Genomic DNA, 25,053 nt, shown 5'->3' with positions numbered 1-25,053 from the left:
ACCGAGTGCGATGTCTAAGGACGCAATGAAAAAAGATGCACCGAGTGCGATGTCTAAGGACGCAATGAAAAAAGATGCACCGAGTGCGATGTCTAAGGACGCAATGAAAAAAGATGAATCGAGCGCGATGTCTAAGGACGCAATGAAAAAAGATGAAATGAAAAAATAAAATAAAGTAGCCCCCTAATTAAAGATTTTATCCATTATTTATAATAGTAACTAAGGTAGAACATCATGAAAAAGACAATCTTAATTTCAGCTTTTTTGTTAGGTTTAAGCGCGCCTGCTGCTTTCGCTGCGACGACTCCGGCAACAACAGGTAATGCGCAAGAGATCAGCCGCTCAGCATTGAAAATGGATGTTGCTCAGATGAAAGATCATACTAAAGTCGGTAGTATCAGTGGCCGCGCTGCAACATCAAGCGAGCTGGAGATGAAATTTTCCATTTCAGCAACGATGATGGGTGCAAAGTATTATGTCATCACATCACTGAATAATAATAATTATGCTTATGGCACAGCTGATTTCTATAACTAAATAGAAACATAGCCATAGTGATTTAACAGGCAGAAGCCCCTTCTGCCTGTTCTTTTATATGCTGAATAACTGATATTTATCAGCTGACACTGTAACGTAACCTGCCATCAAACCTGCCGATTGAAGCAAATCCACTCGCATCATATTATTTTCAATACATCATCTGCGCGATAAAACCATCCTAAAAAGAGTTTAACACGGAAAAACTTCCAGCTGTCACCATCACCTATTTTTCCCAATGCAACTGGTTGCTGCGTGCCGCGCGGATGGCGCAGGTACTGCTGAATGATCCTAACCGAGAATAGTGGACATACGACTAAGTGAGTAAACACTAAACCAAAGGTGAAATGAGTGCCAAAGGATGTAGTTACAACAATGCCTGCGCGGAAAGCTTCTTCCACTCGCTGAAGGTGGAATGTATCCACGGGGAACGCTTTATCAGACGGTAAATCATGCGGACGACGGTGTTTAATTTTATCGAGTGTGATTACAATCGGTGGCGCCGACACTGTGGCTGTGTCGGTCTCAGTCCCGAACAATTTGAAACCAGAACCTCGTTTAGGGCTGTGTCCACATTACGTGGGTAGGATCATCAGACCCAAATCATTACCTCTTTTTACCGCCCCCCAATAATTTTGACCGACCATAGGTGATGAGAGACGATCATGTAGTTCATCCGTAAAGGTAAAATGCGTAGTGCCTGTATTATCATAGATACAGACCGGTACAGACACGTGCCGGGTAATAGTGAGAAGACTACTTCGTCACGGAGTGACTGGTAACTATAATAGGTGGCTTAAGTAAAAAGACCTGTTAATAGGTCTTTTCATCCCTTAGACTAAGAGCTGTCAAAAGGTCCTAGTCAGGAGGCAACATGCCAAATATTATTCTTAGCGACACCAGTGCGAGCATCAGCGAACTAAAAAAAAATCCCATGAAAACTGTAGGGGCAGGTGACGGGTACCCTGTGGCCATCCTGAACCGCAACCAACCTGCATTTTATTGCGTGCCCGCAAAATTATATGAACAAATGCTAGATGCGCTGGATGATCAGGAATTAATTAAGCTGGTTAATGAGCGATGCAAAGAGGTGCTGGTTGACGTGGATTTGGACCATTTTGCATGACATACACGATTAAGTTTCGTGAATCTGCAGCCAAAGAATGGGACAAGCTTGATAGGGCGCTTCAACAACAATTTGCCAAGAAACTGAAAAAGTGTTGCGAAAATCTTCATGTTCCTTTGGCCAAACTTCGCGGGATGCCCGGGTGTTATAAAATCAAACTGCGCGCATCGGGCTTCCGTTTAGTCTACGAAGTAATTGATGACGTCCTGATTATCGCAGTCGTAGCCGTTGGTAAAAGAGAACGCAGTGACGTCTATCAGTTGGCCAGTGAGCGTTTAAAATAACGTCCAGTGCAGATTTTTATGCCCGCCAGGGCATGCAGGCGACAGTAAGTCTTTTTGGCAAATCTGGGGCTGATTATCCCAACATAACCGACGACTATCAGTCCCTGGTATCCTCAATCCCCCACTCTGCCTGCCAGACTTAACCACCTTAAAACCCCACAGAACTTTAGGTACGCCGTCGGAGTGGTCACGGCAAGGCCTTGGCCGCAGCCGTGGCGTATCTCCGCGTTGGCGCCCTTTGGGCGCTTACGGGCGTGTTCCCTAAAGCTCAAAGCGACATTCTTTCAGCAACACCAATGTAGTAGTTACAACATCCGTCTATTAAAGCGGCACTGATCCCGGCCTTTGGCCGGGGCGGCGCGGCTTTTCAGGGCGGTCGGGTTCCGCTCAGGGGTTACCGCTGTGCACGGTGCGATGTTCAGGGTCAGCTCGGGAGCCTCAGATTTGCACGGCGTAAATAAAGGGGGTGATATGAATGTTGTAACTAATAAGATAGGCAGATAAACGAATGGACTGACAGCATCAGTCCATGGTGAGTTGTTCAACTTTGCATTGGTACAACTGAGCCAGACGTTCGATGTTGTCTTTTCGTGGGTTCTCGGACTTCTCGAACTGAGATACCGCGGCCTGTTTAATCCCCAGTTTTTCGGCAACATCCTTTTGAGTCAGACCACGGTAAATACGCCAGGCGGCCTGAATGGTGACATCTTTACTCAACATGATTTCGACCACTTCATTTGGGATCTGTGCGTCATCATGCTTACCAGGAGTAACGGTGATGTCTTCATAAAGCTCATCAAGATCGGCTTGTAGCATCAGACGCTCAAACAGCTCCATGGGAATGACAGCTGCCTGTTTTACGCCATGCTCATCAGTTATAAATTGAATGTGGTTCATAGAAAACTCCAGTCTGGATTACGTCTAATGCTATGGGCTCAGTACGTTGTCGATGTTCTGCTAGCGATACGCTGAATTGTGATCACAACCGGCTCACGGTTTTCGATTCTGTAAATGACCCGGTAGTCCCCGACACGCATCCTGAACTCCCCTTCTCCACCTGCCATCTTTTTTATATCGAGTTTAGATAAAGGAAGACCCGCAGTTATGCGGGTCTTCCTTTGACTGGGTAATGTGGATTATCCAGATTTAGCGATACGTTCTAATGCCACTTGGGCTAGAAACCCAGAACGGGATTTAAACTCTGGGTGTGTCGATACATACCGATCAATCCGGTCAATCAGAGACTTAGGCAGCGTTACGTTGATTTTCTCAGAGCCCCCCAGTAGTCGGGTCACATCAATATCAACCATCGCCCAGGTATACCCTGCGAATTCTGGATCTTTTGCAAGGTCACTTACAGAGGAAACAGAAGGGATATCCCACCCTTTTTCTACGAGGATCTCGATATGGCCAGTGATCGCCTCTTTGGCTTTCGCTATTGCCTCTTCCATGGTATCACCCGCAGAAAAACAACCGGGTAAATCAGGAACAGTAACGCCATATGCATGGTGTTCGTCACCGGGTTCGATCGCGATTGGATATAACATAATTTAAGCCTCTTCGAGAAAGCCGGTATTAAATTCCAGCTTGTTTCCTGATGCTCTTAACCGTTTTAATGGGTAAGTCTTTTTTAGGGTGCGGTATGGTTACCAGCCCGGGTTTTGTAGGATGAACAAAGTGGTGATGACTCCCATTTACCCGATCCAATATCCAACCATCAGCCACAATTTCAGCCATAAGCTTTCTACTATCCATCCTTTAGACCCGTTGCATCCCGATATGACATCATCATAACTCCAATAACCCCACGCTGCAACGAATTTAGAGTTATTGGGGTTACTTTTGTGGTGTCATCAAGAGCCTGATTAACCTCGTATTCATAGCCTGTCCACAGAACCAGCGTTGAGAAGGAAAATGCGCCATAAGAGGCAAACAGATATCTGAGCGGGGCTGCCCGTAACGAAGTGAAGGGTGGAACTCATTTTGTTTTGAAGTGCGGATTTCAATACCGCACTGAAAACACTCCCTTTTTAAAGGGCTTCTTTTGTTCAGAAATTACGTTCGAAGTTAATGACTGAAGTCGTACCGGCGACGAAGTTAATTTTCGTACATGTGGGGATTCATCGTTTACCGAGTGGATATGCGCCACTTTGAAGGCAAAATTTGCGGAATTTATCGGTCGATAACGGTGTTAACAGATAAAAGCTAAGAAATGCGGGTATGTAGGTGGGATCAGGATGTGAGCAGTCCCCATGCTGTCAGCACGGTGAAGGAGATGTCCATACTCGGTAGAGTTATCCATGTCGCCGCCCTGCAGGCAACCGGCGGAGGTGATGATGTTGAGCCAGTAGGTCAGCGGGTATTTGTACCAGTGGACGTGGTAAAACGCGCCGGCTGCAGCTTTGTCGCTCTGCCCCGCCGTGCCGGAGCCGACGTTGCCAACGTTGAGGTTAAAACCGCCCAGGTTGACCATGCAGTACGGTGACCGCGTCACGTCCGTCAGGGCCATCGGTTCCCAGTAGCCAATCGCCAGCCCGACGCGGTACAGAATGCCCATCGGGCAGAACTGAATGGGGCTGCCCGGATTCGCGGTGTCCGGCACGGTGCCGGTGGATACGGCCACGCTGCCGATGGATATCGGGAAAATACATTCCCAGCAGATATCGGTGATCGGATTCACAAACCGGCCTTCGCACTGCGGATCGGCAGCGAACGTCTTCGTGCTGCCCAGCAATAACAGCAACAGGGTGAAAGTGCGCAGCAAGCTCATGGCTGGCCCTCCACGGCAAACGTATCAATCTGCAGATGAAGGCCGTCAGGCGCCGCGGTCACGCGCGCCGGCACGGCGGTCAGCGCAAATTTTTTGGTCAGCACACCGTCCTGGTCGAAATAGATGCGTGTGCCCAGCGCCTTCGTCGCCTGCGCAATGTCGCCGTTAACCAGAATGACTTTGGCGCTCAGCGTCGTGGACTTCTGATTCTTAAACCAGGCCAGCTGACGCGGGTCGTCGGCGTCAATAAAGTAAAGGGTCTGCGCGAAGGGCACGCTGTCGAGCGGGTTCACGCGCTGGCCTTTTTTAGCAAACACTGTGCCCTGATGGTCGCTGATGTCCTGGCTGACAACAAAGGTCGGGTCATAAAGACGCGTGGTGTTCTCCCGCGCAATGGCCAGCCCCCGGACCGGAGCCGGACGCAGGCTGTTTTCAATCACCCGCTGTTTAAACTCATCCTGTTTTTGAGCCAGCTCGCCGCTTTTTTCCATGTCGCCCAGCCGCTGCTTAATGGTGACGACCAGGTCGGGTTCGGCAATCGGGTATAAGTCACCCCATGTGCCTAAATCAGCAGCGCGGGCGGTGCCGAGGGCGTACAACAGCACAATCAGGCAGGCGCGTTTCATTGCTCATCCTTAGCCGTGCGCATCTGGCGGGCCACGTCGCGCTGTATATCGGCCGTAATGTCCTTCGCACCCGTAACCACGGACGGCGTCACTAAAATCAGCGCGTCGTGGCGGCGCTGGTAGTCGTGCAGGCTGACATCGAGCGCGGTGGTAAAGCGCAGCGTCAGCGCATCGCTCTGTCCCTGCGTTAGCTGATGCTGCGCGGTCTGCGTCATAAACTGATCCACAGTGCCTTTCATATCAAAGGCCACGGTGACCGGCTGCTGCCACTGAATCAGCAGCAGGGAAATAGCCGCGTTCAGCATCAACATCGCGACAGCCACGATGGCCACCGGCACAATGCAGCGGTTGCGGCGTTTACTGCGCTTTTTGGTCAGTAGAACAGGTTGCGAAATGGTCTTTTCAGTCATTTCTGTGTCTCCCCTAAACGACGGTAAGCGCCGAGAAATTGCAGTGCTCCGTAATGAGTCAGTCCCATATCCCGCAACTCCATGAGGTTCTCGTCATCTTCAGACCGGTAATGCACTGCCCCATTTCCGCATCAGACAGCCAGAGACGGTTCAGCGTGACGTCGTGACGGTTGGTTTTGCGGATAAACAGGCTTTCTTCGGCGGTACCGGGAAGGTAGGTCAGTATGTTTTGCCCGGCGTCGGGCAGAGGATGACCATCCCCTGCTATAAGAAACCGCGCTGCCCGCGGGGAGGTGAGATATACAATCTGAATGAAAGACAACTTCAGCGCGTCAGTAACGGACTGACAGTCAGGCCACTGATATCCGTGTATCAGGTATTCCCCACCCTCCCTTCGCGCCGTACTCAGGGCTTGCCTGAAAAGTGACTGCGCATGAGGCTCAGCAAATGAAGCATCCAGCACGTCAGACTCCAGTACGCATATCACGTCGCGTCTTTCCCGGCTTTGCTGCATATCCAGACGCGCTGTCAGCAGCAATGTCAGCGTTAAAGCGCGGTAAAGCTCAGGTTCCTGCGCTTCCATGCGTTCGAAGCTGAATAACAACAGGCCATCCTCAAGGCAAAGCGAAGGCATCGTGCCCAGAAAATACTGCCCCAAAGCTCCGCCGCGCTGATATTGGCGCAGTGCCGTCGTCACCTTACGCACCTCTGCAGGCCGCACCGCCTGCCCTTCGAGTGCTTTTACGACGTCATCAATATGTGCCCTGTTCTGTCGATTACGCCAGACGCAGCGAACGGCATGACGCATTGCAGAGAGGACTACGGCTTCGTTCTGCATGTCGGCATTTGCCAGTGACAACAACCATTCACACAGGCTGGGTACCGATTGCTCGATGTCGACGACATGAGCAAACGGGTTTGCCATCTGTGTCGCTGAGACGTTCTGACGCACCGTCGAGCGTTCTGGCAATGCAATAACCCATCACGTTAATCAGCGTCTGCGTGTCCCATGTCAGCAGCCAGTCCCAGCTTTTATGCCAGTCCTGTGGTAACAGTTGCTGCCACGCGTCGTGCATCGCAGTGAGGTGCTGCATGGCCAGACCGTCGGAAGACGTCGGCGCATTGTCGAGCATCAGGCCGGTTTTGGCATGCAGGGTCACCTTGAGGGTTGAGAAGGTATAAGACCGGTGATCGAAGGTTGACTTTAGGCAGTCATGGACAAAAATCACGAGTGCCATCTGCGGTTGTTCTGCCAGCGCAGCCTGTACTGCCAGCGTTCTTTCGCTGGAGAGGCTTTTTGCCAGTACCGCCGACAACGGTTTCCCCTGCGGCTGCTCTGTCGCGTCAGTACCACCTTCGGTGCGGATGCTGGCAATGGTGTGGTCCACACCGGATTTTTTATCGACTTCAGGGATATCGCTTCGCAGCATCACGCCACGGCGCACGCTAATAACGTTACCACGCAGGGAAGCCACCACCCCGCCGTTAGCACGCACATCGTCAGTCCATGCACGGTTCTCAGCGTTTTGTTCGATGGCAGACATTTCGGCCTGACAGGCGTCAGCGGCCTGTTCCAGCGCGTCGTGGTCTGCGTCTTCAGCATCGTCCTGCTCCGATAACGTCTCCAGCTGCTTATCCAGCACATCAAACCGCGCACTTTCCTCGGGGGTCAGTTCACTGTGAGGCAGGTTGAGTAACAGGTATTTTTGCGCATCATCGCCGTAGGTGCTGATGCCGTCAGTGCGTCCCTCTGACCACTTCCAGCCCTCTGCCTGTGCGATACTTCCCGCGACTTCAGTGAGTTTCTGGCGGGTTAAAGTGTCGAGAAGGACGGTATCGCTGATAAATCCTTCGTCCGTGAACAAGTCAAAGCGGAACCCGCCCCCGGCTTGTTCGTAAACCTCCCGACCGACAAACTCTAACAGACGGTGACCTTCCGCAGAGACTTCGCCTCTGAGCACCGCCTCACGCAACTCTTTCGGATTGCGATAATAACCATAGGCATTTTTCCAGACGTCCAGCTGGCGTTCGTGGTCTTCAGAGGCAGACAGTGCCTGCAGCTGGTCAACGTAAATCTTGTCTTCAGCCAGTTCAGCAAGCAGCGCCGGTGCCATCCCTGCAAGGCGCAGGAATTTCTGGATGTGTTTGGTGCTGTACCCCATCAGGCCACCGATTTGTGCCGCCGTTTTGCCGCTGGCACTGATGCGGGCGAACGCCATAATCTGGTCAGCCGGATGCATGCTTTCGTGCTGGAAGTTCTCGATGGCTGAAACCACCTCTGCCACGTCATCGCTGACGGTTTTCACCGGCACGGCGTAATCCGGTGCGATCGCCCCCTCGTTCAGCAGGATACTCAGCGCACGGAAACGGCGTCCACCGGCGGCGGCACCCAGTTGGCCATCAGGCAGGCGGTGAACGATAAGGTTATGAAACACGCCCACGGCTCTGATGCTGCCCGCCAGTTCCTGTAATTTTGCCGCATCCAGCTCTGCTTTACGCACATTCAGCGGAGACAGAGACAGCTGGCTGAACGGCACCATGTCGACCGGCGTATTCGCCAGCGCCTGTTCGACGGCCTCGGTAACGACGGTATTTTTAGACCGTTTGGTGGATTTACTCGCTTTAGATACTGCTTTAGACTCGGTAACTGACATAATTATCATCCTTTGCTTGGTAGTGATTTTGTCTGCCGGACGACCCCATCGTCCGGCACCTTTACAGCCTGTCTTACTCTTTACTCACACCGTGACTGACGATGTACTTGTTAAGCTCAGCTCCGGCTTGCGGTTCAAAATCCCATCCCCGCCAGAGCATCTGGCCATCAATGCGGTGACGCACAACCATACGGAAATGAGAACCCTGATCGTCCTCGATCGCGATATTCTCGTAAGCATCTGCAACGGCTTCAGCCTGTTGGCGGGTAAAAGTGTCTTCCGGCAGCAAAACATGATTTTCGTTTTTCATCGCTAACCACTCCTTGTGGTGCCCTGCTGTCGCAGGGCGGTTAATGTCGAAGGTCATCTTCAGAACGGGATATCATCGTCAAAATCAACCGGCGGGAATTCTCCCCCCTGATGTGCGGATTGCTGCGCCGGTGCCGTTTTGGAGGATTTTTTGCCGCGCGTGGCTTTTGCCGGTTTCGCGTCAGCAGCGGGTTCGCCGGAATGAGAGGGGGCATTTGCCGGTGCCTGTGAACCCGCTGCGTCACCCGACTGACGGTTGCCCTGTGCGCTGCCCAGCATCTGCATCGTGCCGTTTGCCTTGACCACAATTTCCGTGGTGTAGCGGTCGATACCCTGCCCGTCCTGCCATTTGCGGGTCTGCAGCTGACCTTCGAAGTAGACTTTTGCGCCCTTGGTCAGGAATTCGGCGGCAATTTCAGCCAGCTTTCCGAACACGACCACACGGTGCCATTCGGTTTTTTCACGCTGCTCACCAGTGACTTTGTCACGCCAGCTTTCAGAGGTGGCCAGCGTCAGACTGGCGACCGCGCCGCCGTTCGGCATATAGCGCAACTCAGGTGCCTGACCTAAATTACCCACAATGATGACTTTGTTAATTCCACGTTCTGCCATGATGACACTCCTTATCTTTCAGGGCTTTTAGCCCATATCTTCGGTTAGATTCGCTTTGTCGCGACTTTGACGTTTTGTGGTATCCGGCTGTTTTTCTGGCGGGGTGTTACCACATCTCCAGTTGAGTTCCTTCGCCGCGAGGGCGTAAAAAACACCGACGAGGGCGAACGTCCGGGGCGAACACAAAAGTTTTCGGAGGTACGAGGAAAAGTTTTGGGGCGTATATTTACCCTGGACGGGCGACAGAGGCTGTGTTTTGGTCAGCCCCGGCGAGAGGGGCTTAACTGGAGAGACGGCACCCAAGATGGACGTAGCGGATACCACCGCAACGACGACGAGCGGCAGCGAATCGCCGTTGCCCGACAGCGGCCTGCTGCTTTACCGCAGGCCAGTGAAGCTGCGCGGCCATTGGCCGCTGCTAGTGTGATGTGGACTTTGCGTCAGGATGGAAGCCCGAAGGGCAGAGACAGGCAGCCTGGCTCTGTTCACGACAGCCGTGCCGATGGTGACGCCCTGCCCCTGATTTTCCGAAACTGCATGTTACTTATATATCAGTATATGAATGAAACTTTGTTCAAAAAGAACCAACCTCAGCAATGCCTATCGCGCCGTTTACTGTTATTCACCTGAACTTCCTCATGCATTATCCGAACGCATTTTATTCTCTCAGCAAAACACCACAGAGAACTTTAAAAAACATTAAATGTTAAATAGTAAATATTAAATATTAAATATTAAACATTAAGTATTAAGTATTAAGTATTAAGTATTAAGTATTAAGTATGAACCATGAAGTACTACGTAATAAAGATAGCTATACTCTTGGTCATAAATAATAATTATGAAGTGGCAAGTATTATCAATCATTAACACGTTAACCATGACCATATGCTCGACCTCACGCACACGCCCAAGTCCCCCGTCGTAGAATCAACCCGACACCGCGTATTAATCACATGCATGAATTGTGAATTGTGAATTCATAAATAATACCTTTTGAACTTTTAATCCCTCACTATCAATATGCTTGCATAGACACTCGCTTCGCAATGTCTTCCATACTGTTCTCTATGGATAAGTATCCTTTCAAGCTAATGGCAAATGTCACTGAGGAGTTAGGAGTTAGGAGTTAGGAGTTAGGAGTTAGGAGTTAGGAAGTATGATGTAATAATTCATATTGCATAGGTATGAATTGTAGATAGCTTATAAACAATAAAAAATTGGTTAAGTAACAACTAGTATTTCACACTTATGTGTTGTGGCATACGCTCTGAGTAAATCATACAAAGACGGGCATGCCTTCAACGTTTTTCGGAGAAGTGCAGTAATCGATAGGATGTGTCACTTATGATTTATGAAGTATGAAACATCATTTATTCAGTAATATAGTTTGTTATGCCTGATCTTAAAACCCACAGAAATCACATTTCATACTTGGTATTTCACAAATAATCTAAGCCATAGGAAGGCAGTGTAAAGTGTGATTTACTACTTAATACTTATTATCTAATAATGATTACGATACCTTGGATTGAGAGTGTTCTTGAAACGTTGAGCTCAATGGGAGACGTTGGAAAGGGGAGAAGGCAATAAGGAACACGGTGGCTAAGGAAATGTATGAGATTGGTGAAAACGGCATTGGTAGCCGCTTGGTTACCAATGCCGCTTGGTATCAAACCTTTTTAAGGTAAGTATCCAGGGCATCACGAATGATTGCACTTACGCTTTTCGGGCTAATACCATTACGCTTATTATGCAGGGCAAGATCTTCAATCTCTCGCAGCGTGTTCTGAGGTAAAGAGATAGTTGTCCTTGTCAGAATTTCCTGCGCAGGTTCAGCAACAACTTTTTCGTCACCATAAGGGCGGTCGGCCAGTCTGTTAGCCAGAGCATCAGCTTCAGCTTCTGTTACGACTCGGCGATTTGAAAATGGGGGTTTCTTTAAGGCCATTAAAATACCTCATTCAGCAATGCCAGAACTTCTGCCTTGGCTTTTTCGTTAGATGTCTCGAGTACTGATTTACCTTCTGACATAACATCACGGTAAACCTTTCGGTAACATGCTGTGGCGGTCAAAGGGATGAGCCCTTCAAACTCACGCACATACTCCAGAAACTCATGTCGTTCGTTACCCTGCAACAGCGGGTTAGTCGTCGCCATACTTTGATAGCAGTAGGCCTTAAGCTCAGGATTCAAATCGCGCATACTTTCCAGCTGCTGCTGCAGTTCAACCATAGTATCCAGGTCTAACTGTGAACACTGGTGGGGCGCGATAATCTGATGGGCAACGGTACCCCCCGTGATCAACTCCCGGCTATTGCGTCCCGCAACGTCCACGATGACATGAGCAAATTTTTCATCCAGACTTCTCAGCGTTTGGGAAATGTTGTCTCGTTTTTCAATCAGGGTAATGGATGGAGTGATGCCTGAGGCTTCGCGCTCTGCATACCATCTGGAAGCGGAACGCTGAACATCTGCATCGACGAGACAAACGTCCTCTCCACGAAGAGCCAGACCAACCGCCAGATTGATGGCCGTTGTTGTTTTGGCAGCACCGCCTTTATTGCATCCAATAATCGTGATCATTTATCACCTGTGATGTCGAAAGTAGCATTTCCTAAATGATAACTCATAAAATATATATGTGAAGTATTATCGAGTAATTATTATGTATGAAGTAATACTTATTCATGTAGCTTGCTTCTTCAATAAACAATAGTTACGGCGTAACTTTGCAACCGAGAAAAATTTAGACTTTATAAACATGCATTTAACTATAACCCAATTACCGACTTTAACCATGACCGTATACTGTGGGCTTAGAGAAAATTAATAGAACCACGAGATTCTAACCAGAACATTGCCGGCAGAGAGTACTTCCAGGCATCAAGTTCTACATCTCATCAACAAGAACCCTCCGTATGCATGCGTAAGAAATACCACTTTAATTTAATCCCCCATGACTCCATCAGTGAGAAAAAGCTCCGTCATATTCCAGAAATATTTAAAGTAAGACAGAGGGTGCGTTGGGAACTGGAGGAATAGGGGGGCACAATTTTTGTTTCCTTGCTGATCAGGCGCCTAAGACTTTTCTAAGCATCAGCCCTTCACAAGCTAAAGAACTCATGATTATACTGTATGCATAACCAGTATTTAGTGAGTGTCAATCATGAATGTCTTTTACCCAACACCTGAGCCTTTGAAGCTGCTGACCCCTTTCTTTCAAGATAAAGTTCAGGCTGGTTTTCCCTCGCCGGCGCAGGATTATATTGAGAAGGGCATTGATTTAAACGAGCTCTGTATAAATCATCCAGCCGCCACTTATTTTGTGATGGCCACAGGGATGAGTATGGTAGATGCGGGCATTTACGAAGGTTCGATGCTTGTTGTGGACAGGAGCCTGCAGGCAAAGCACGGCGATATCATCATTGCTTCACTTGCTGGTGAATACACTGTTAAGCGCCTCTGCTTACACCCGGTTGTTCAGCTGGTGCCAATGAATCCAGACTTCCCTCCCATCGTGTTGCATGACGGCGGAGATGAACTGGAAGTGTTTGGCGTTGTGACTTTCAGCATCAACGGATTTCAGTAATGTTCGCCCTGGCTGATGTGAACAGTTTTTATGCAAGCTGTGAAACTGTTTTCAGGCCTGACTGAAGGGAAGGCCTGTCGTGGTTTTAAGTAACAACGATGCTTGCGTAATCGCACGCAGCGCCGAAGCAAAAAAACTCGGTATAAAGATGGGCGATCCGTTCTTCAAAATGCGGGCGCTTTTCGAGCAGCATAAGATCGTGACATTCAGCAGTAACTACGCGCTCTATGCAGATATGAGCACACGGGTAATGACGGTGTTAGAGGAGATGTCTCCGGCTGTAGAAATATACAGCATTGATGAGGCATTCATGAATTTGCAGGGAGTCAGTAACTGCAAGGATCTGGAGGAGTTCGGAAGGGAAGTGCGAGCCAAAGTTCTCCAGTGGACCGGACTCACTGTAGGTGTAGGCATTGCACCCACCAAAACTTTAGCAAAATTAGCCAATTACAGCGCAAAAAAATGGACAAAAACGGGTGGCGTTGTTGACCTTTCGCTAGCGGGACGTCAACGAAAACTGATGGCACTCGTTGAAGTCGGGGAAGTCTGGGGTGTTGGACGCAGGATTTCGAAAAAGTTAAATGATATGGGGATTAAAACAGCCCTGCAGCTTGCAGATACCCCAACTCCTCTGATCCGCAAGCACTTCAACATTGTGCTTGAACGTACGGTAAGGGAGCTCCGTGGAGAACCGTGTTTAGAACTGGAAGAGTTCGCACCGACCAAACAACAAATCGTTTGCTCAAGGTCATTCGGTGATCGCGTATCAGAATACGATCTGATGCGCGAAGCGATATGTAGTCATGCCGTGCGGGCTGCAGAAAAACTCCGGGGTGAGCATCAATACTGCCGGCATATCTCTGCATTCATCAAAACAAGTCCTTTTGCTGTGAATGAAGTCTATTACGGTAAAACGGCGGGAACCAAGCTTCAGATACCTACTCAGGACACCAGGGATATCGTGGCTGCGGCAACTAAATGTCTGGATGCAATCTGGCAAGATGGCCATAGCTTCCAGAAATGCGGCGTGATGCTGGGGGATTTTTACAGTCAGGGTGTCGCCCAGTTGGGTCTTTTCGACGAGTACCAGCCGCGCTCAAATAGTGAGCAGCTCATGGCGGTTCTCGATGGAATCAATCATAGCGGGAAAGGGCGGGTGTGGTTCGCTGGCCAGGGCGTGCAAAAATCCTGGGAAATGAAGCGTCAGATGCTCTCTCCAGCATATACAACACGCTTCAGTGAACTCATGCGCGTCAAACTTTAAATTATTGGCTCCCCAACAGGCACGATTAGCTCGGAACCATTATTTCGTATGCTACCAACTTTTTTATTCACCGGATGCCATTGAAATTCAGAAGGGGGTTCCGATTGCATCTGCGCAATCTCAAGAGCGCGCTGCGGGGAAGTATCGCAGTCTAACCATTCCAGTGCATCTGAGGGCTCTAATACCAGTGGCCGGCGGTCATGGATATCCAGTAGCCCTTCGTCGCTCGCAGCTGTGACGATAACAAAGCCATCATCTTCCGGGACCTCTAAGGCATCAGGGTGAAAACGGCTTATCGCAGCAAAAAATAAGGGAGAATGTGATTTATGGTAGATGAAGTATGGCTGCTTAATTTTCGGATCAACAGGGTCTTTTTTCCATTCATACCAGCCATCGGCCATCACTAACGCACGGCCATGTTCGAACAGGGGTCTGAACATCCTGCTCGTTGCCACTGTCTCTATACGCGCGTTAATCATCGGTGGTCGCTTTGATTCTTTTGCCCAGGCGGGCTGATAGCCCCATTTAACAGGATCGAGAAAGATTTTATCATCGCGGTGATTGAGTATGAGCACGCGCGTCCCGGGAGCGACGTTATAACGGCCAATAGGGATGTCATCGATGCCGCCTGCGAATTCTCTGTCAGGGGAAAGCACATCGATATAGTGAGAACACGGTTCGTACTGGGTAAATCGTCCACACATAAAGAGCCCTCAGTTTGAATTCTAAGTATAGACGGTACACATGGTGAGAGGATTTCAAATAGCGGCACTACTAAGCGCCCAAAATAGTTGATCAAACCGTTTTGAGGATAAGTGCCAGCACACAGTGCCTAAGAGATCTCATAAGGAGTGTTTCACGAGTATCACAGCAGAAGTGACAGTGTCTCAAATCCCCCCTACAACAATCGCTTACCTACAATTAGGCATTTTACACATCCACTATAGAGAGCATTCTCTTTGATTGGGCATATATCCACTATGGTAAGTACCAACCACTACAGCGAGTGATATCCACTAGAGTGAGTAGCAAACCACTGTAGTCAGTAACGACCACTATGATGAGTATTAACCACTACAGAGAGCAAATAGCGACAGATCGTAATAAGTTAGTGACCACTGACTCAGCGGCTATATAGGATTGCGGGTTAGTGACTACTAGGGGGGTAATGTCGAAATAAGTAAATAACCACTACAGCGAGTAGAGATTACTGACGACAGTGGTTAGCTGAATTTTATAATGCCCGGCTTGCTGTTTGCAGTGGATAGTCTGCTCACTACAGTGGTTGGCTTGCTTACCACTGTGGTTAAGGAAAAAGCCTGCTATCAACTTTTAGCAGACTTGAGGCCATAGGGAGTAAGAGGGGACTGAAACTACTTCTTCGCCTGGCGAAGTTGTTCAAGCAACTCAAGCTCTTCTTTCGTCAGCATAACCATCTCTCGGGGCGCTGCAGAATCAGCATCTTTCTGGGCAGGAATATCATTGATATTTTCATCTTCCAGGGAAGCGTAAACATCATCGCCTATACCCGTTGGTATCTGAGCCGGTCGTAATTTTGGTCGTCGATAGTGAATACAGAAGTACACAGCCTTACCGCGTTTGACCTCCGTATAGTCGAGATAACCAATAGCCTTAAGCTGCTCCATTGCTTTACGAACAGTGGCATTCTGTGTGATCGCTCGTGATGTCAGATTAAGGCGAGCACGCAGGCGAGACATGGAAATGGGAGCAGGATCTGTTGGAAGACTTTCAATAAACGTATAGAGAGCCTGAGCTGACTCCTTGCGGGAAAGTTCATTGATGGCCCGGAGCTGGAGAAGGACTTTCTTATCGAACTGATACAGTTCAAAAATCTTCGGATCTGCCTGCAGCTCTACGGCATCTTTCTTCGGACTGTATTTGGCCGACTGGACTAAGTGGGTAACGTAATAGTCCCCATCTTTATTGGAAAATGACAAGGTGTTAGTGGCGATACGCTCCAGAGAGGCTTCCAGACGCGCCCTTAGCTTCGCGGAGGAGCGTGCTGAGGGAATGCCACATAATTTAGCAAACTCAACAAACGGCAGGTATACAGAGTCTCCCAGGACCTTATGCTTGGCAAAGGCATGAATGATCCCAACCCAGGTCTTGAAATCGTTATCCATATCAAGCCGCGCACCGGTGATCTTGATGTTCTCATATCCTTCAGACTTCACTATCGAAAGCTGCTTGAGCTCAGCAGTGACATCCATCGAGTTCATCTGACCTTTACGGCCACGAGCAGTAGACTTCAATGTTGGAACAAATAAGCCCAGACGCATCAGAGCCACAGGCTGAACCGTGTTATTGCTGTTAGGAACCAGAGTAACAAGCTCACCCGTTCTCTTATCGGTTTCAGAAAAAGCTTTCTCTATCTCTATGTTTTTAGGCTCATTTTCAGACATTATCTACTCTCACAATGAATGTGGATAAGCGACTCTCGCTACACGATACAGTGGATACTAACACCCACTATAGTGGTTTTACCACAGAGTATAGTGGTTAGTTTGCTGTCTATAGCGGTTACTTTACTAACTATAGCGGTTAACGATCCTCATTCAGCCCAGAAAGGACGAGGCTTACAGAGCAGCGGGGATCTCTTAGGGTCTTATTGGTTCTATAAGGATCTTAATATTGGATCGAAGCATAGGATAACTTTAAAAACAGGATGTTAAGTTTCCAGATTAATATCCACGTTGCAATAGACAGCAGGGATCCACTCTGTGATGAAACTGTGGGCATCATTTTGGTCAACATCTGCTGTCTTAAGACTTGTTTATTGAGTTTCAGGGAGTTAACAAAATCTTATGGAAAAAATGTTATGCACAACCCGAATGATGATTTACTCACTCTAGTGGTTTTTAGTCACTCACCAGCGAAGTTACCCTACTTTCTATAGTGGATACTACACTGGCTATAGCGGTTAAAATACTTATCATAGTGGTTAGCAATGTGGATTTTGGCCTTACAGGACGTGGCTTGCAGAGGTGCGGGGATCTCTTTTGATCTGTTTAATGATCTATATAGGATCTTATTATTGGATCTACGCTGTGGAAAAGTGGATAACAAGATTAGAACTGAGAGTATTTAGAACACCTATGCACAAACCATAAGGTCTAGAGTTGTCGTTGGAATTCCCACAGGCCTGTTAAAAAAGCGGGTGTGAATCTTGAACATAAGAGGGCAGTGACAACACCCAGAATTAAGTCATGTAAATTTTATCTGCACGGATTAACGAGCGCGTAATTCTAATATCAGTCATAGGTCACAACTTTAGATTTTTCCTCTGAAATCTAACCCTCTTCAACAGCACTATTTTTTGTGATGGATATTTGTTTCAAATATATTTATGTGACCGGGAATCAACTCCTGCCACTGTGCTGAAGGGAACAGCCCAATTTTTTGAATTATTGACTGTATAAATTGTTTTTTTGATTTTAATTTCCCCGTCATAGGATGCAACTCAGACAAACTTAGGGGAAAGAAATGATTAATGAAATTATTTCCAGGGAAAATATCAATCTGCAAATTAATGCCAAAGACTGGCGTGCAGCAATGACTGCTGCGGGAAATCTTCTGGTAACAGGTGGATATACAACCCCGAGCTATACCGAAGAAATGATTGCTGCCGTTGAAACGCTCGGGCCATACATCGTCGTGGCTCCTGGTATTGCGCTGGCCCATTCTCGACCGGCACCCAGCGTTTTAAAAACAGGAATAAGCCTGACGACCCTCGCTTCGCCCATCAATTTTGGCAGTGAAGAAAACGATCCCGTATCGATCATATTCGGCCTCTGTGCAACAGATAACAACTGCCATATCAATATCATATCCCAACTGGTAAATTTTCTTGATGGCGACAATAGCACACTATTTTTACAAGAATCTCAAAGCATTGAAGACGTCTATCAAGCGATCAATAACGTAAATCAGGGAGTTTGAAATGAAAATTATTTGCGTATGTGGAATGGGACTTGGCTCCAGTGTAATTGCCAAAATGAATATTGAGCAAGTCGTCAAAAAAATGAACATTGATGTTTCAGTCGATACCTGCGATTTGGGCAGTGTGCGCAGCGTTCCTGCCGAATTATATGTGACTACCCGTGAGCTGGCCGCAAGTATGCCAGATGAGTTAAAGAGTAAAACCATTGTGTTGACCAATTTTGTCCGTAAGCAAGAAATTGAAAGCAGTATTGGAGAGTATCTCACGAGTCTTTCTTCCTAACATATCCGGAGATAAGTGCGATGAAAGATATTATCGAATTTATTATTTTTCAAATACTGGATAAAGCCCCTCTATTTCTCGGGATCATTGCGCTGTTTGGTTTGATGCTACAGCGCAAAAAAACCAGTGAAGTTATCGACGGGACGGTAAAAACGATAGTCGGGTTGCTTGTGATTACCATCGGGTCGGGAACCTTATTAAAATCGCTTTCCCCTATTATGGGTCAGCTTAATAAAATCCTCGGCATTCATGGCGTTCTTCCAGCTAACGAAGCCGCTTTTGGCGTAGCTATGCTTAAATTCGCCAATGACGTCACGTTAACCTTTATCCTTGGATTTTTATTCCACCTGTTTTTCGTTTATATCATTCCGTTTAAACGCTTTAAAAACGTGTTTCTGACAGTACATATCCAGCTTTTTCTTGCCACTTTTATGGTTCTTGCCTTGCCAGGCACGCTCGGCCTCTCTGGCGTGGCTCTGATCCTGACAGGTGCCATTCTTTGCGGGCTTTACTGGACGCTTTCCCCGGCAATTACCCGCAAGCTGGGACAGCATTTCATTGGCGATGACCTCACTCTTGGTCATAACCAACAAGTCGGCGCATGGCTTGCAAGTAAAGTTGCCCCCTTATTTGGTAGCCCGTCAGAAGATGCCGAAGAGCTGAAACTTCCCGGTTTCCTGTCGATGTTCCGTGATAACACCATTTCACTGGCATTCCTGATGCCTCTGATTTTTCTCGGGATCGGTTTATCGGTAGGTGCTCAGGGAATTACGGAACTGAGTGGCAAAACAAACTGGATTGTCTGGCTGCTGATGCAGGGCCTGAGCTTTACCGCCGGTGTTGTCATCTTGCTCATTGGCGTCAGGATGTTTATCGGCTCCATTGTTCCCGCCTTTAAAGGGATCTCCGATCGTCTGTTACCGGACGCCGTTCCAGCATTGGATTGCCCCGCACTTTTCCCTTACTCACCCACAGGGGCAATGCTGGGATTTATCGGTTCTGTTGCAGGCGCTCTGGTCGTCACAGCGGCCACCGTCTTACTGAAAAGCCCAATCATTGTTTTCCCAAGCCCGATAATTATGTTCTTCGATGGCTGCACGATGGGCGTTTTTGGTAACAAGTATGGCGGCTATAAAGGCGCATTGGGCGCCGGCTTTATCACCAGCGTTATCGCTCACGCCGGGGTGATCCTGCTTTATCCAATGATGGGTTCGCTTTATGGATCAGGCCTGATGTTCTCAAATATCGATTTCAGCCTGGTCTGGTTACCACTGCTGTATCTGTTGAAATTTATCGGCACAGCCTTTGGCCTTGTCGTGTAACTGCTAGGGAGTTGGTCATGAAAATACAACTGGCACTGGATTTATTAGACCCGCGCGAAGCGTTGGATGTTGTCCGGGAAGCAGGTTCCTACGTAGATATTATCGAAGTAGGAACTTCGCTTCTCAAACACAGCGGGATTGCCATCGTTAAAGACATCCGTGCGATATGCCCGGATAAACCCCTCTTTCTCGATATGAAAATCATTGATGGCCCGGAGCGTGAGGCCACATTAATGGCGCAATGCCTGCCGGAGTATTACTCAATGCTTGCTGTGGCAAGTGACACCGCCGTCAGAAAAGTGCTGGCGATTGCCAGCAAGAATAACGCCACTGTGGTGTTTGATCTGCAGTCTGTTTCCGACCCGGTGCTGCGTGCCTGCGAACTTAAAGCCCTTGGTGCAACGCATATCTGCGTACATAAAAACGCCGACTGCGGGGACGATCCGCAACAGGCATTCAGCGAATTTATTGATGTTCACAAAGCCAGTGGATTAATCATGTCGCTGGCCGGTGGGATCAGCCTGGACACCTTGCCGGCCATAAAAGAGCAATTGCAGCCAGAAATTGCCATTGTCGGAGGTGCCATTTTAAGCGCGAAAAACCGCCGCAACGCAGCCTTGAGTTTTGCCGCTATCGCTAATGCCATAACCAATTAAGGAAAAGTAATGAGCAATGTAAATGACATCACACGTGAAAGTTGGGTACAGAATACCTTCCCAGAATGGGGTACCTGGCTTAATGACGAAATAGAAGCAGAGCAGGTTGCACCAGACTCGGTCGCCATGTGGTGGCTGGGTTGTGTCGGGATGTGGATCAAAACTCAGGGTAACGCCAACATCAGTATCGATTTTTGGTGCGGGACTGGAAAACGTAAGAAAAACCTGCCTGACATGAAGCCATCTCACCAGATGGCACGGATGAGTGGGGCACGGATTGCCCAGCCGAATCTGAGAAACACCCCCTTTGTTCTCGATCCTTTCTCGATTCGTGAAATTGATGCCGTACTTTCGACACATTATCACGCAGATCATATTGATATTAATGTCGCTGCCGCAGTCCTTAAAAACTGTAAAGATGATGTCCCCTTCATCGGCCCGCAGGCATGCGTGGATCTCTGGATGAATTGGGGTGTTCCTTCCCATCGCTGCCGCGTGGTGAAACCTGGTGATGTAATCAAAATTAAGGATATGGAAATTCTGGTGCTGGAATCATCTGACCGCACCATCCTTATCACTGAGCCGCCAAGACCACTGGCTGATGAAAAAAGTGAGATCCCTGATATGGATCTTCGCTCCGTCAATTATCTGGTGAAAACATCGGGCGGTAATATCTATCATTCCGGCGACTCGCATTATTCAAATATGTATGCCCGGCACGGCAAAGAGAACCAAATCGATGTGGCATTAGGGTCATTTGGCGAAAATCCAATTGGCATTACTGACAAGATGACGTCAGTGGATATCTTGCGTATGGCTGAGTCCCTGAGAACCCAGGTCATGATCCCGTTCCATCACGATATCTGGTGCAACATGTTGGCGGATACCAATGAAATACTGACACTTTTCGAAATGCGTCGTCACCGCCTGCAATACAACTTTGTACCTTTCATCTGGCAACCTGGCGGTAAATTTGTTTATCCTCGGGATAAGGATCGCCGTATTTATCAACATCCTCGCGGCTTCCCGGATATTTTTGAAGCGGAAACTGATTTACCTTTCCCTTCATTCCTCTGAATCAGAGAATACCGGCGTTCCGGCGCCGGGCTTCAAAGGATCGAGCATGCAGCTGGACCGCCTTGCCGTTGATATCATAAAAAAAGTAGCTGCTGAACCGGGACTGCCCCTCAGGGCACTCTGCGAAAAACTCTGCTTTCCACAAAGAAACTTCTATTATCGCAAGAAAAAAATCGACGACTGGCTCATTCATGAGGGTTTTTCCCCACTTCTGTGCGATGTGCACCTTGGTTTGCGTTTAGATGAAAATGAAGTGGGATCCATCCTTAACCACCTGACTCTGCTTGATAAACAGGACTATAAATTGTGCGCTGAGGAGCGCCGGGATCATCTCCTTCTTCATCTCATATGTTCTTCACCTCCTCTTTTCACCCGGCAACTCAGCGAAATCAATAATGTCAGCCGTAATACCACACTCGATGACCTGAATACGCTGAAGTCAGTACTGCAAAAGCAACACCACCTGCTTCTCAAAGTCAGTAAAAAAGAGGGGTATCATGTTACGGGAGGGCAACTCGAACGGCGGCTGTGTATTCACCAGATGCTACAACGCTCCCTGAAGTACGCTCATGCCCAGGTAGAAGCCAGAGTGGAGCTCGTATTGCGTAAACATCTGACAGAGCACGGGCTGTGCGTGAATGAAGTCAGAAGTGCCATCATCTTTGCTATCGAATTGGCAGAAGGCCACCTGGATTGTGTATTCAGCGACAAAGATAAAAGACTGCTGTTGTATATGATGATGTTCAGTCTGCTGGAAACATTGAAAGGTCATTACGCCGAATTCACCCCAACTCAGATAGACGCACTCCGTAACCAGCCGGAATGTCTTGCAGCAGCCTCCATGCATTCTCATTTATCGGAACGTCTCAGTGTAGGGGATATCGCAAGCAATACATTGTTTTTGACTTTGTTACTTTCTGTCAGCAAAAAAATTGCCAGTTCACCTACTTGTGAAGCAAATGACCGCCGCCTGACGTCCTGTATCCGGCAGCTGATTGAGCAATTCCAGTCTCTCTCAGGTGTTTACTTCTCAGATGTTTCCAGTCTTGTGGCACGTCTGTTCTCTCATCTTGGACCTGCCATCCACCGTTGCTTGTTTAATATAAAAAGTGAAAACGTTCTGCGTGAGGATGTGCTCCAACGTTACCCGCTGATCTTTCAGTTGTGCAGGCAGGCAATCAAGGGGATGGAGATGGAGTACCAGGTCGTTTTCAATGATGATGAACTGAGTTATATCACTATCAGTTTTGCAGCCTGGCTCGACAAAAAGCCGGAAACCGGCGAGCAGCTCATACTGCTGGTCACAGAAGGTGGAGTGTCTTCTACGGCGATTCTCGAAAATCAACTTCGTAATCAGACCGTACTGCCTTTAGATATCCGCCATCTCTCCTACAGTAAGTTTATGGCTCAACCCTTACCTGTTAGTACTCGTCTGGTCGTCAGCAGCATTCCTCTCCCCAAAGAAAAATTAAACGATGTCCATCATATACTTGTACAACATATACTTAGCACCAACGAAAGGATCCAGCTGCGCAATATCCTGGAAAATAAGCATGATAATGTTCAGGAACATGAGTTCGTTAATGCGCTTGTTGCTGCTGCAGTCAGTCACGCACCACAAATGAAAGAGGCGTTTCAGGAAGATATCAGAGAGATTGTGCATCGTTATTTGCATCAAACTTGTGGCGGGGAAGCACATCCCGAAAACAAGTCGCTTGCCGGTTACTTGCGCGGCAGGGTGCAGTTTAGCGCTAAGCCGATGGAGTGGCGAAAAGCTATCCAAAAAGCGACAAAACCACTGGTTGATCAAAGCGTCGTTTCGCTCCATTTTGCAGAGAGTATTATCGCCAATATCGAAAAATCCGACCTGACGATGTATCTCTCGCCAGACGTATTATTACTGCACGATGCACCTCCAAAAGGAATCTCCGTACCTGCGCTATCATTACTGAAACTTCGATACCCTTTGCAGTTTGATGGTTGCACCAATCAGATAACACCGCGACTCATCATCATCCTGGTGCCTTGCGCAGACCTTTCGCATATTCCCCTGCTGAGCGCACTGAACGATTTGATAAGCGATGAGAACAGGCTTCATCAAATGCTAAAAGCATCTTCATTAAAGGACGTTTTAGCTGTTTTATCAGCATGATGCCTTTACGCGATCAACCCAACAGGTCGCACCATCATCCTTATTGATTGGCATCAAAACTCCCTCGCATAGCCATTCTCTGGCCATCACACACTGTACAGCTGGGACTGTGAGTCCTGCTGGTTTCATAGAATGGGGGTTACACAAATAGTAGCAACCACTGTAGAGAGTAAGCAGCCGCCATCTGATGACATATCTAACCACTGTAATGAGGGATTATCCTCATTAAAGCCGCTATCGACAGGATACTGACCCTCAATTGCTCACTACAGTGGTTGTGACAACAAGCAACCTAAATACGCATTCACTAAAGTGGTTGCTGCTTAGCTACCGGGGGAAGCGAGGTAAAAATGTGACAAATTACCCTGAAGAGGGTGGGTTACAACGGACGCTGGTCGTCGAAATAATTAAAGATAATGTGTGTTGTCTGACGGCCCTTTTTCTTTTCTGTGTAAGAAACCTGCATCGGTGTTCTGCTGTTTATTTCCTCTACCACAGGTATGAGGAAACGACGTCTGAAATCAGGCATGCGCAGATAGCTTTGTGGCAACAGATAACGCTCCATTATCCAGTTTATGGTCAGAGAGACGATTCCTGAGCCATCAGGTTTGCGGTACTGGCAGAGGGACTCATATAGCCGCATAGCATAGGGATTAGTTATTTCTTTAGTCTCACTCAGTCTGAACTGGGTAAATCTATTCTGCAGCCCAATAAAATACGGAATGAGGAAGGGGTTGATATGCACACTGTAAACGCCCCTGACAGGGCTGTACGCTCGTTTAATAAACCAGGGGAACGATTCATATCCTTTCTCGCCACCAGCGTCATCTTCAGGTCTATAAACCGTAATTTCTTTACCTGCAAATCCCTTTAACGATTGTCTGATATCTTTACTTGCTTCCGCGGAAGTAAGGGAAAAAGTTGCGGCATATTTCGAGACCTGAATTTCGCAATTACCGTCATGATCATTTAAGAATCCATCCTGGCCACGGATCTGTTCAACAAAGAGATAAAGCATACGCTTCTGATCGCGGGTCAGACTATAAGCTGCTTCAGTTAATTCATTTGACTGAACTATACGAGAGCTATTTTTACGTTTTTTTGTATTTATCAGAAACGTCTCAGTCATATATTTACCAGGTACAGTGTGACAAGGCCGTAGGTTGTCACTGAAATAAATTTATGTCAATAACCCTGTGTTTGCAGTGGATTCTTAAGGGCAATTTGTCACAGTCTTAAGGGCGATTTGTCACACTTAAACATTCTATTTCAGGGTGATTTGTCACACTCAGAGGGCAATTTGTCACGCCAGTGAAGCTACAGGCCTTGATATATCAGGTTTGCAATGTCCCTAAAAAGATCTTTAAAAAGATCTCTAAAAAAGATTTATAAAAACAGTTATGTATATGTGGATAAGTG

Annotated in this window: 26 protein-coding genes and 5 pseudogenes; 13 read left to right on the top strand and 18 right to left on the bottom strand. The window is 47.9% G+C overall.

The annotated features are described in order from the left end of the window. Positions 1-234: 234 nt before the first annotated feature. The 3 genes and pseudogenes from D5398_RS24925 to D5398_RS24915 all read left to right on the top strand — a co-directional run. Positions 235-537 (top strand): YdgH/BhsA/McbA family protein, encoded by a 303-nt coding sequence (locus D5398_RS24925; RefSeq protein ID WP_120509987.1) that lies wholly within the window; start codon positions 235-237, stop codon positions 535-537. Between the two features lie 221 nt (positions 538-758). Then, positions 759-824 (top strand): annotated as a pseudogene (locus D5398_RS25810) (SelT/SelW/SelH family protein); the annotation flags it as partial. A 51-nt stretch (positions 825-875) separates the two neighbouring features. Further along, a pseudogene (locus tag D5398_RS24915) lies at positions 876-1,124 on the top strand (IS3 family transposase); the annotation flags it as partial. A 63-nt stretch (positions 1,125-1,187) separates the two neighbouring features. Here D5398_RS24915 and D5398_RS25805 read toward each other — a convergent pair. Continuing rightward, positions 1,188-1,321 (bottom strand): annotated as a pseudogene (locus D5398_RS25805) (dihydrodipicolinate synthase family protein); the annotation flags it as partial. Between the two features lie 90 nt (positions 1,322-1,411). Between D5398_RS25805 and D5398_RS24905 the strand changes: the two are divergent. Next, positions 1,412-1,663 carry a type II toxin-antitoxin system Phd/YefM family antitoxin gene (locus D5398_RS24905; protein WP_120509986.1) on the top strand — a complete coding sequence of 84 codons (252 nt, stop codon included), beginning with the start codon at positions 1,412-1,414 and terminating at the stop codon, positions 1,661-1,663. Continuing rightward, entirely contained in the window at positions 1,660-1,947 is a 288-nt protein-coding gene (locus tag D5398_RS24900) for a type II toxin-antitoxin system RelE family toxin (RefSeq protein ID WP_120509985.1), read from the top strand. Before D5398_RS24905 ends, D5398_RS24900 begins: the two co-directional genes overlap by 4 nt. A gap of 522 nt (positions 1,948-2,469) precedes the next feature. Here D5398_RS24900 and D5398_RS24895 read toward each other — a convergent pair. The 14 genes and pseudogenes from D5398_RS24895 to D5398_RS24835 form a co-directional block, all read right to left on the bottom strand. Then, positions 2,470-2,844, bottom strand: coding sequence for a helix-turn-helix domain-containing protein (locus D5398_RS24895; RefSeq protein WP_120509984.1), 375 nt, complete (start codon positions 2,842-2,844; stop codon positions 2,470-2,472). Between the two features lie 38 nt (positions 2,845-2,882). Further along, positions 2,883-3,011: a type II toxin-antitoxin system RelE family toxin gene (locus D5398_RS24890; protein WP_120509983.1), complete on the bottom strand. Its 129-nt coding sequence runs from the start codon at positions 3,009-3,011 to the stop codon at positions 2,883-2,885. Between the two features lie 72 nt (positions 3,012-3,083). Beyond that, a complete protein-coding gene (locus D5398_RS24885) occupies positions 3,084-3,494 on the bottom strand; it encodes a type II toxin-antitoxin system HicB family antitoxin (protein WP_120509982.1) in 411 nt (136 codons plus the stop codon). A 28-nt stretch (positions 3,495-3,522) separates the two neighbouring features. Next, positions 3,523-3,702: a type II toxin-antitoxin system HicA family toxin gene (locus tag D5398_RS24880; protein WP_120509981.1), complete on the bottom strand. Its 180-nt coding sequence runs from the start codon at positions 3,700-3,702 to the stop codon at positions 3,523-3,525. 541 nt (positions 3,703-4,243) lie between these two features. Continuing rightward, positions 4,244-4,717: pseudogene (locus D5398_RS24875) on the bottom strand (TraU family protein); the annotation flags it as partial. Then, on the bottom strand, positions 4,714-5,343 hold the full coding sequence (gene traW, locus D5398_RS24870) for a type-F conjugative transfer system protein TraW (RefSeq protein ID WP_120509980.1): 630 nt from the start codon (positions 5,341-5,343) through the stop codon (positions 4,714-4,716). The pseudogene D5398_RS24875 and the gene traW, both read right to left, overlap by 4 nt. Further along, positions 5,340-5,753, bottom strand: a complete 414-nt coding sequence (gene trbI / locus D5398_RS24865; RefSeq protein WP_120509979.1) for a type-F conjugative transfer system protein TrbI — start codon at positions 5,751-5,753, stop codon at positions 5,340-5,342. Before trbI ends, traW begins: the two co-directional genes overlap by 4 nt. A gap of 58 nt (positions 5,754-5,811) precedes the next feature. Further along, on the bottom strand, positions 5,812-6,678 hold the full coding sequence (locus tag D5398_RS24860) for a hypothetical protein (RefSeq protein ID WP_162940841.1): 867 nt from the start codon (positions 6,676-6,678) through the stop codon (positions 5,812-5,814). Continuing rightward, entirely contained in the window at positions 6,620-8,407 is a 1,788-nt protein-coding gene (locus D5398_RS24855; protein ID WP_162940840.1) for a ParB/RepB/Spo0J family partition protein, read from the bottom strand. Before D5398_RS24855 ends, D5398_RS24860 begins: the two co-directional genes overlap by 59 nt. Positions 8,408-8,480: 73 nt before the next feature. Then, on the bottom strand, positions 8,481-8,717 hold the full coding sequence (locus D5398_RS24850; protein ID WP_120509976.1) for a DUF905 family protein: 237 nt from the start codon (positions 8,715-8,717) through the stop codon (positions 8,481-8,483). A gap of 59 nt (positions 8,718-8,776) precedes the next feature. After that, the gene (gene ssb / locus D5398_RS24845; protein WP_120509975.1) at positions 8,777-9,328 is read right to left on the bottom strand and encodes a single-stranded DNA-binding protein; all 552 of its coding nucleotides are present in this window, start codon (positions 9,326-9,328) and stop codon (positions 8,777-8,779) included. Positions 9,329-9,608: 280 nt separating this feature from the next. Further along, positions 9,609-9,737, bottom strand: coding sequence for a hypothetical protein (locus D5398_RS25795; protein ID WP_279635019.1), 129 nt, complete (start codon positions 9,735-9,737; stop codon positions 9,609-9,611). A 1,263-nt stretch (positions 9,738-11,000) separates the two neighbouring features. Then, the gene (locus D5398_RS24840; protein ID WP_120509974.1) at positions 11,001-11,279 is read right to left on the bottom strand and encodes a ribbon-helix-helix domain-containing protein; all 279 of its coding nucleotides are present in this window, start codon (positions 11,277-11,279) and stop codon (positions 11,001-11,003) included. After that, on the bottom strand, positions 11,279-11,914 hold the full coding sequence (locus D5398_RS24835; protein WP_120509973.1) for an AAA family ATPase: 636 nt from the start codon (positions 11,912-11,914) through the stop codon (positions 11,279-11,281). Before D5398_RS24835 ends, D5398_RS24840 begins: the two co-directional genes overlap by 1 nt. 583 nt (positions 11,915-12,497) lie before the next feature. Here D5398_RS24835 and umuD point away from each other — a divergent pair. Together umuD and D5398_RS24825 are read left to right on the top strand one after the other, a co-directional pair. After that, complete coding sequence (gene umuD / locus D5398_RS24830) at positions 12,498-12,920, top strand: translesion error-prone DNA polymerase V autoproteolytic subunit (RefSeq protein WP_101079546.1); 423 nt, start codon at positions 12,498-12,500, stop codon at positions 12,918-12,920. Beyond that, positions 12,920-14,184, top strand: a pseudogene (locus D5398_RS24825) (Y-family DNA polymerase). The gene umuD and the pseudogene D5398_RS24825 overlap by 1 nt, the downstream one beginning before the upstream one ends. Here the strand turns inward: D5398_RS24825 and D5398_RS24820 are convergent. Together D5398_RS24820 and D5398_RS24815 are read right to left on the bottom strand one after the other, a co-directional pair. Beyond that, positions 14,181-14,888 (bottom strand): SOS response-associated peptidase family protein, encoded by a 708-nt coding sequence (locus D5398_RS24820; RefSeq protein WP_120509972.1) that lies wholly within the window; start codon positions 14,886-14,888, stop codon positions 14,181-14,183. The pseudogene D5398_RS24825 and the gene D5398_RS24820 overlap by 4 nt on opposite strands. A gap of 669 nt (positions 14,889-15,557) precedes the next feature. Then, a complete protein-coding gene (locus tag D5398_RS24815) occupies positions 15,558-16,607 on the bottom strand; it encodes a RepB family plasmid replication initiator protein (RefSeq protein WP_120509971.1) in 1,050 nt (349 codons plus the stop codon). Positions 16,608-17,688: 1,081 nt separating this feature from the next. Between D5398_RS24815 and D5398_RS24810 the strand changes: the two genes are divergently transcribed. The 6 genes from D5398_RS24810 to D5398_RS24785 are packed head-to-tail and all read left to right on the top strand — an operon-like array spanning position 17,689 to position 23,634. Then, the gene (locus tag D5398_RS24810) at positions 17,689-18,144 is read left to right on the top strand and encodes a PTS sugar transporter subunit IIA (protein WP_120509970.1); all 456 of its coding nucleotides are present in this window, start codon (positions 17,689-17,691) and stop codon (positions 18,142-18,144) included. 1 nt (position 18,145) lies between these two features. Continuing rightward, complete coding sequence (locus D5398_RS24805; RefSeq protein ID WP_120509969.1) at positions 18,146-18,427, top strand: PTS sugar transporter subunit IIB; 282 nt, start codon at positions 18,146-18,148, stop codon at positions 18,425-18,427. Positions 18,428-18,447: 20 nt separating this feature from the next. Then, positions 18,448-19,749 carry a PTS ascorbate transporter subunit IIC gene (locus D5398_RS24800; protein WP_208646084.1) on the top strand — a complete coding sequence of 434 codons (1,302 nt, stop codon included), beginning with the start codon at positions 18,448-18,450 and terminating at the stop codon, positions 19,747-19,749. A 17-nt stretch (positions 19,750-19,766) separates the two neighbouring features. Beyond that, a complete protein-coding gene (locus D5398_RS24795) occupies positions 19,767-20,405 on the top strand; it encodes an orotidine 5'-phosphate decarboxylase / HUMPS family protein (RefSeq protein ID WP_120509967.1) in 639 nt (212 codons plus the stop codon). Between the two features lie 9 nt (positions 20,406-20,414). Beyond that, positions 20,415-21,482 carry an L-ascorbate 6-phosphate lactonase gene (ulaG, locus tag D5398_RS24790; protein WP_120509966.1) on the top strand — a complete coding sequence of 356 codons (1,068 nt, stop codon included), beginning with the start codon at positions 20,415-20,417 and terminating at the stop codon, positions 21,480-21,482. Positions 21,483-21,528: 46 nt separating this feature from the next. Then, entirely contained in the window at positions 21,529-23,634 is a 2,106-nt protein-coding gene (locus D5398_RS24785) for a PRD domain-containing protein (RefSeq protein WP_120509965.1), read from the top strand. Between the two features lie 379 nt (positions 23,635-24,013). On the opposite strand, the gene repE is transcribed toward D5398_RS24785, so the two are convergent. Then, the gene (gene repE, locus D5398_RS24780) at positions 24,014-24,763 is read right to left on the bottom strand and encodes a replication initiation protein RepE (RefSeq protein WP_120509964.1); all 750 of its coding nucleotides are present in this window, start codon (positions 24,761-24,763) and stop codon (positions 24,014-24,016) included. Positions 24,764-25,053 lie beyond the last annotated feature (290 nt).

Origin of the sequence: Rahnella bruchi (assembly GCF_003614975.1) — a bacterium.
GTDB lineage: Bacteria > Pseudomonadota > Gammaproteobacteria > Enterobacterales > Enterobacteriaceae > Rahnella > Rahnella bruchi.
The sequence above is the reverse complement of the archived record's forward strand: the minus strand, read 5'-3'. Positions and strand labels throughout refer to the sequence as shown.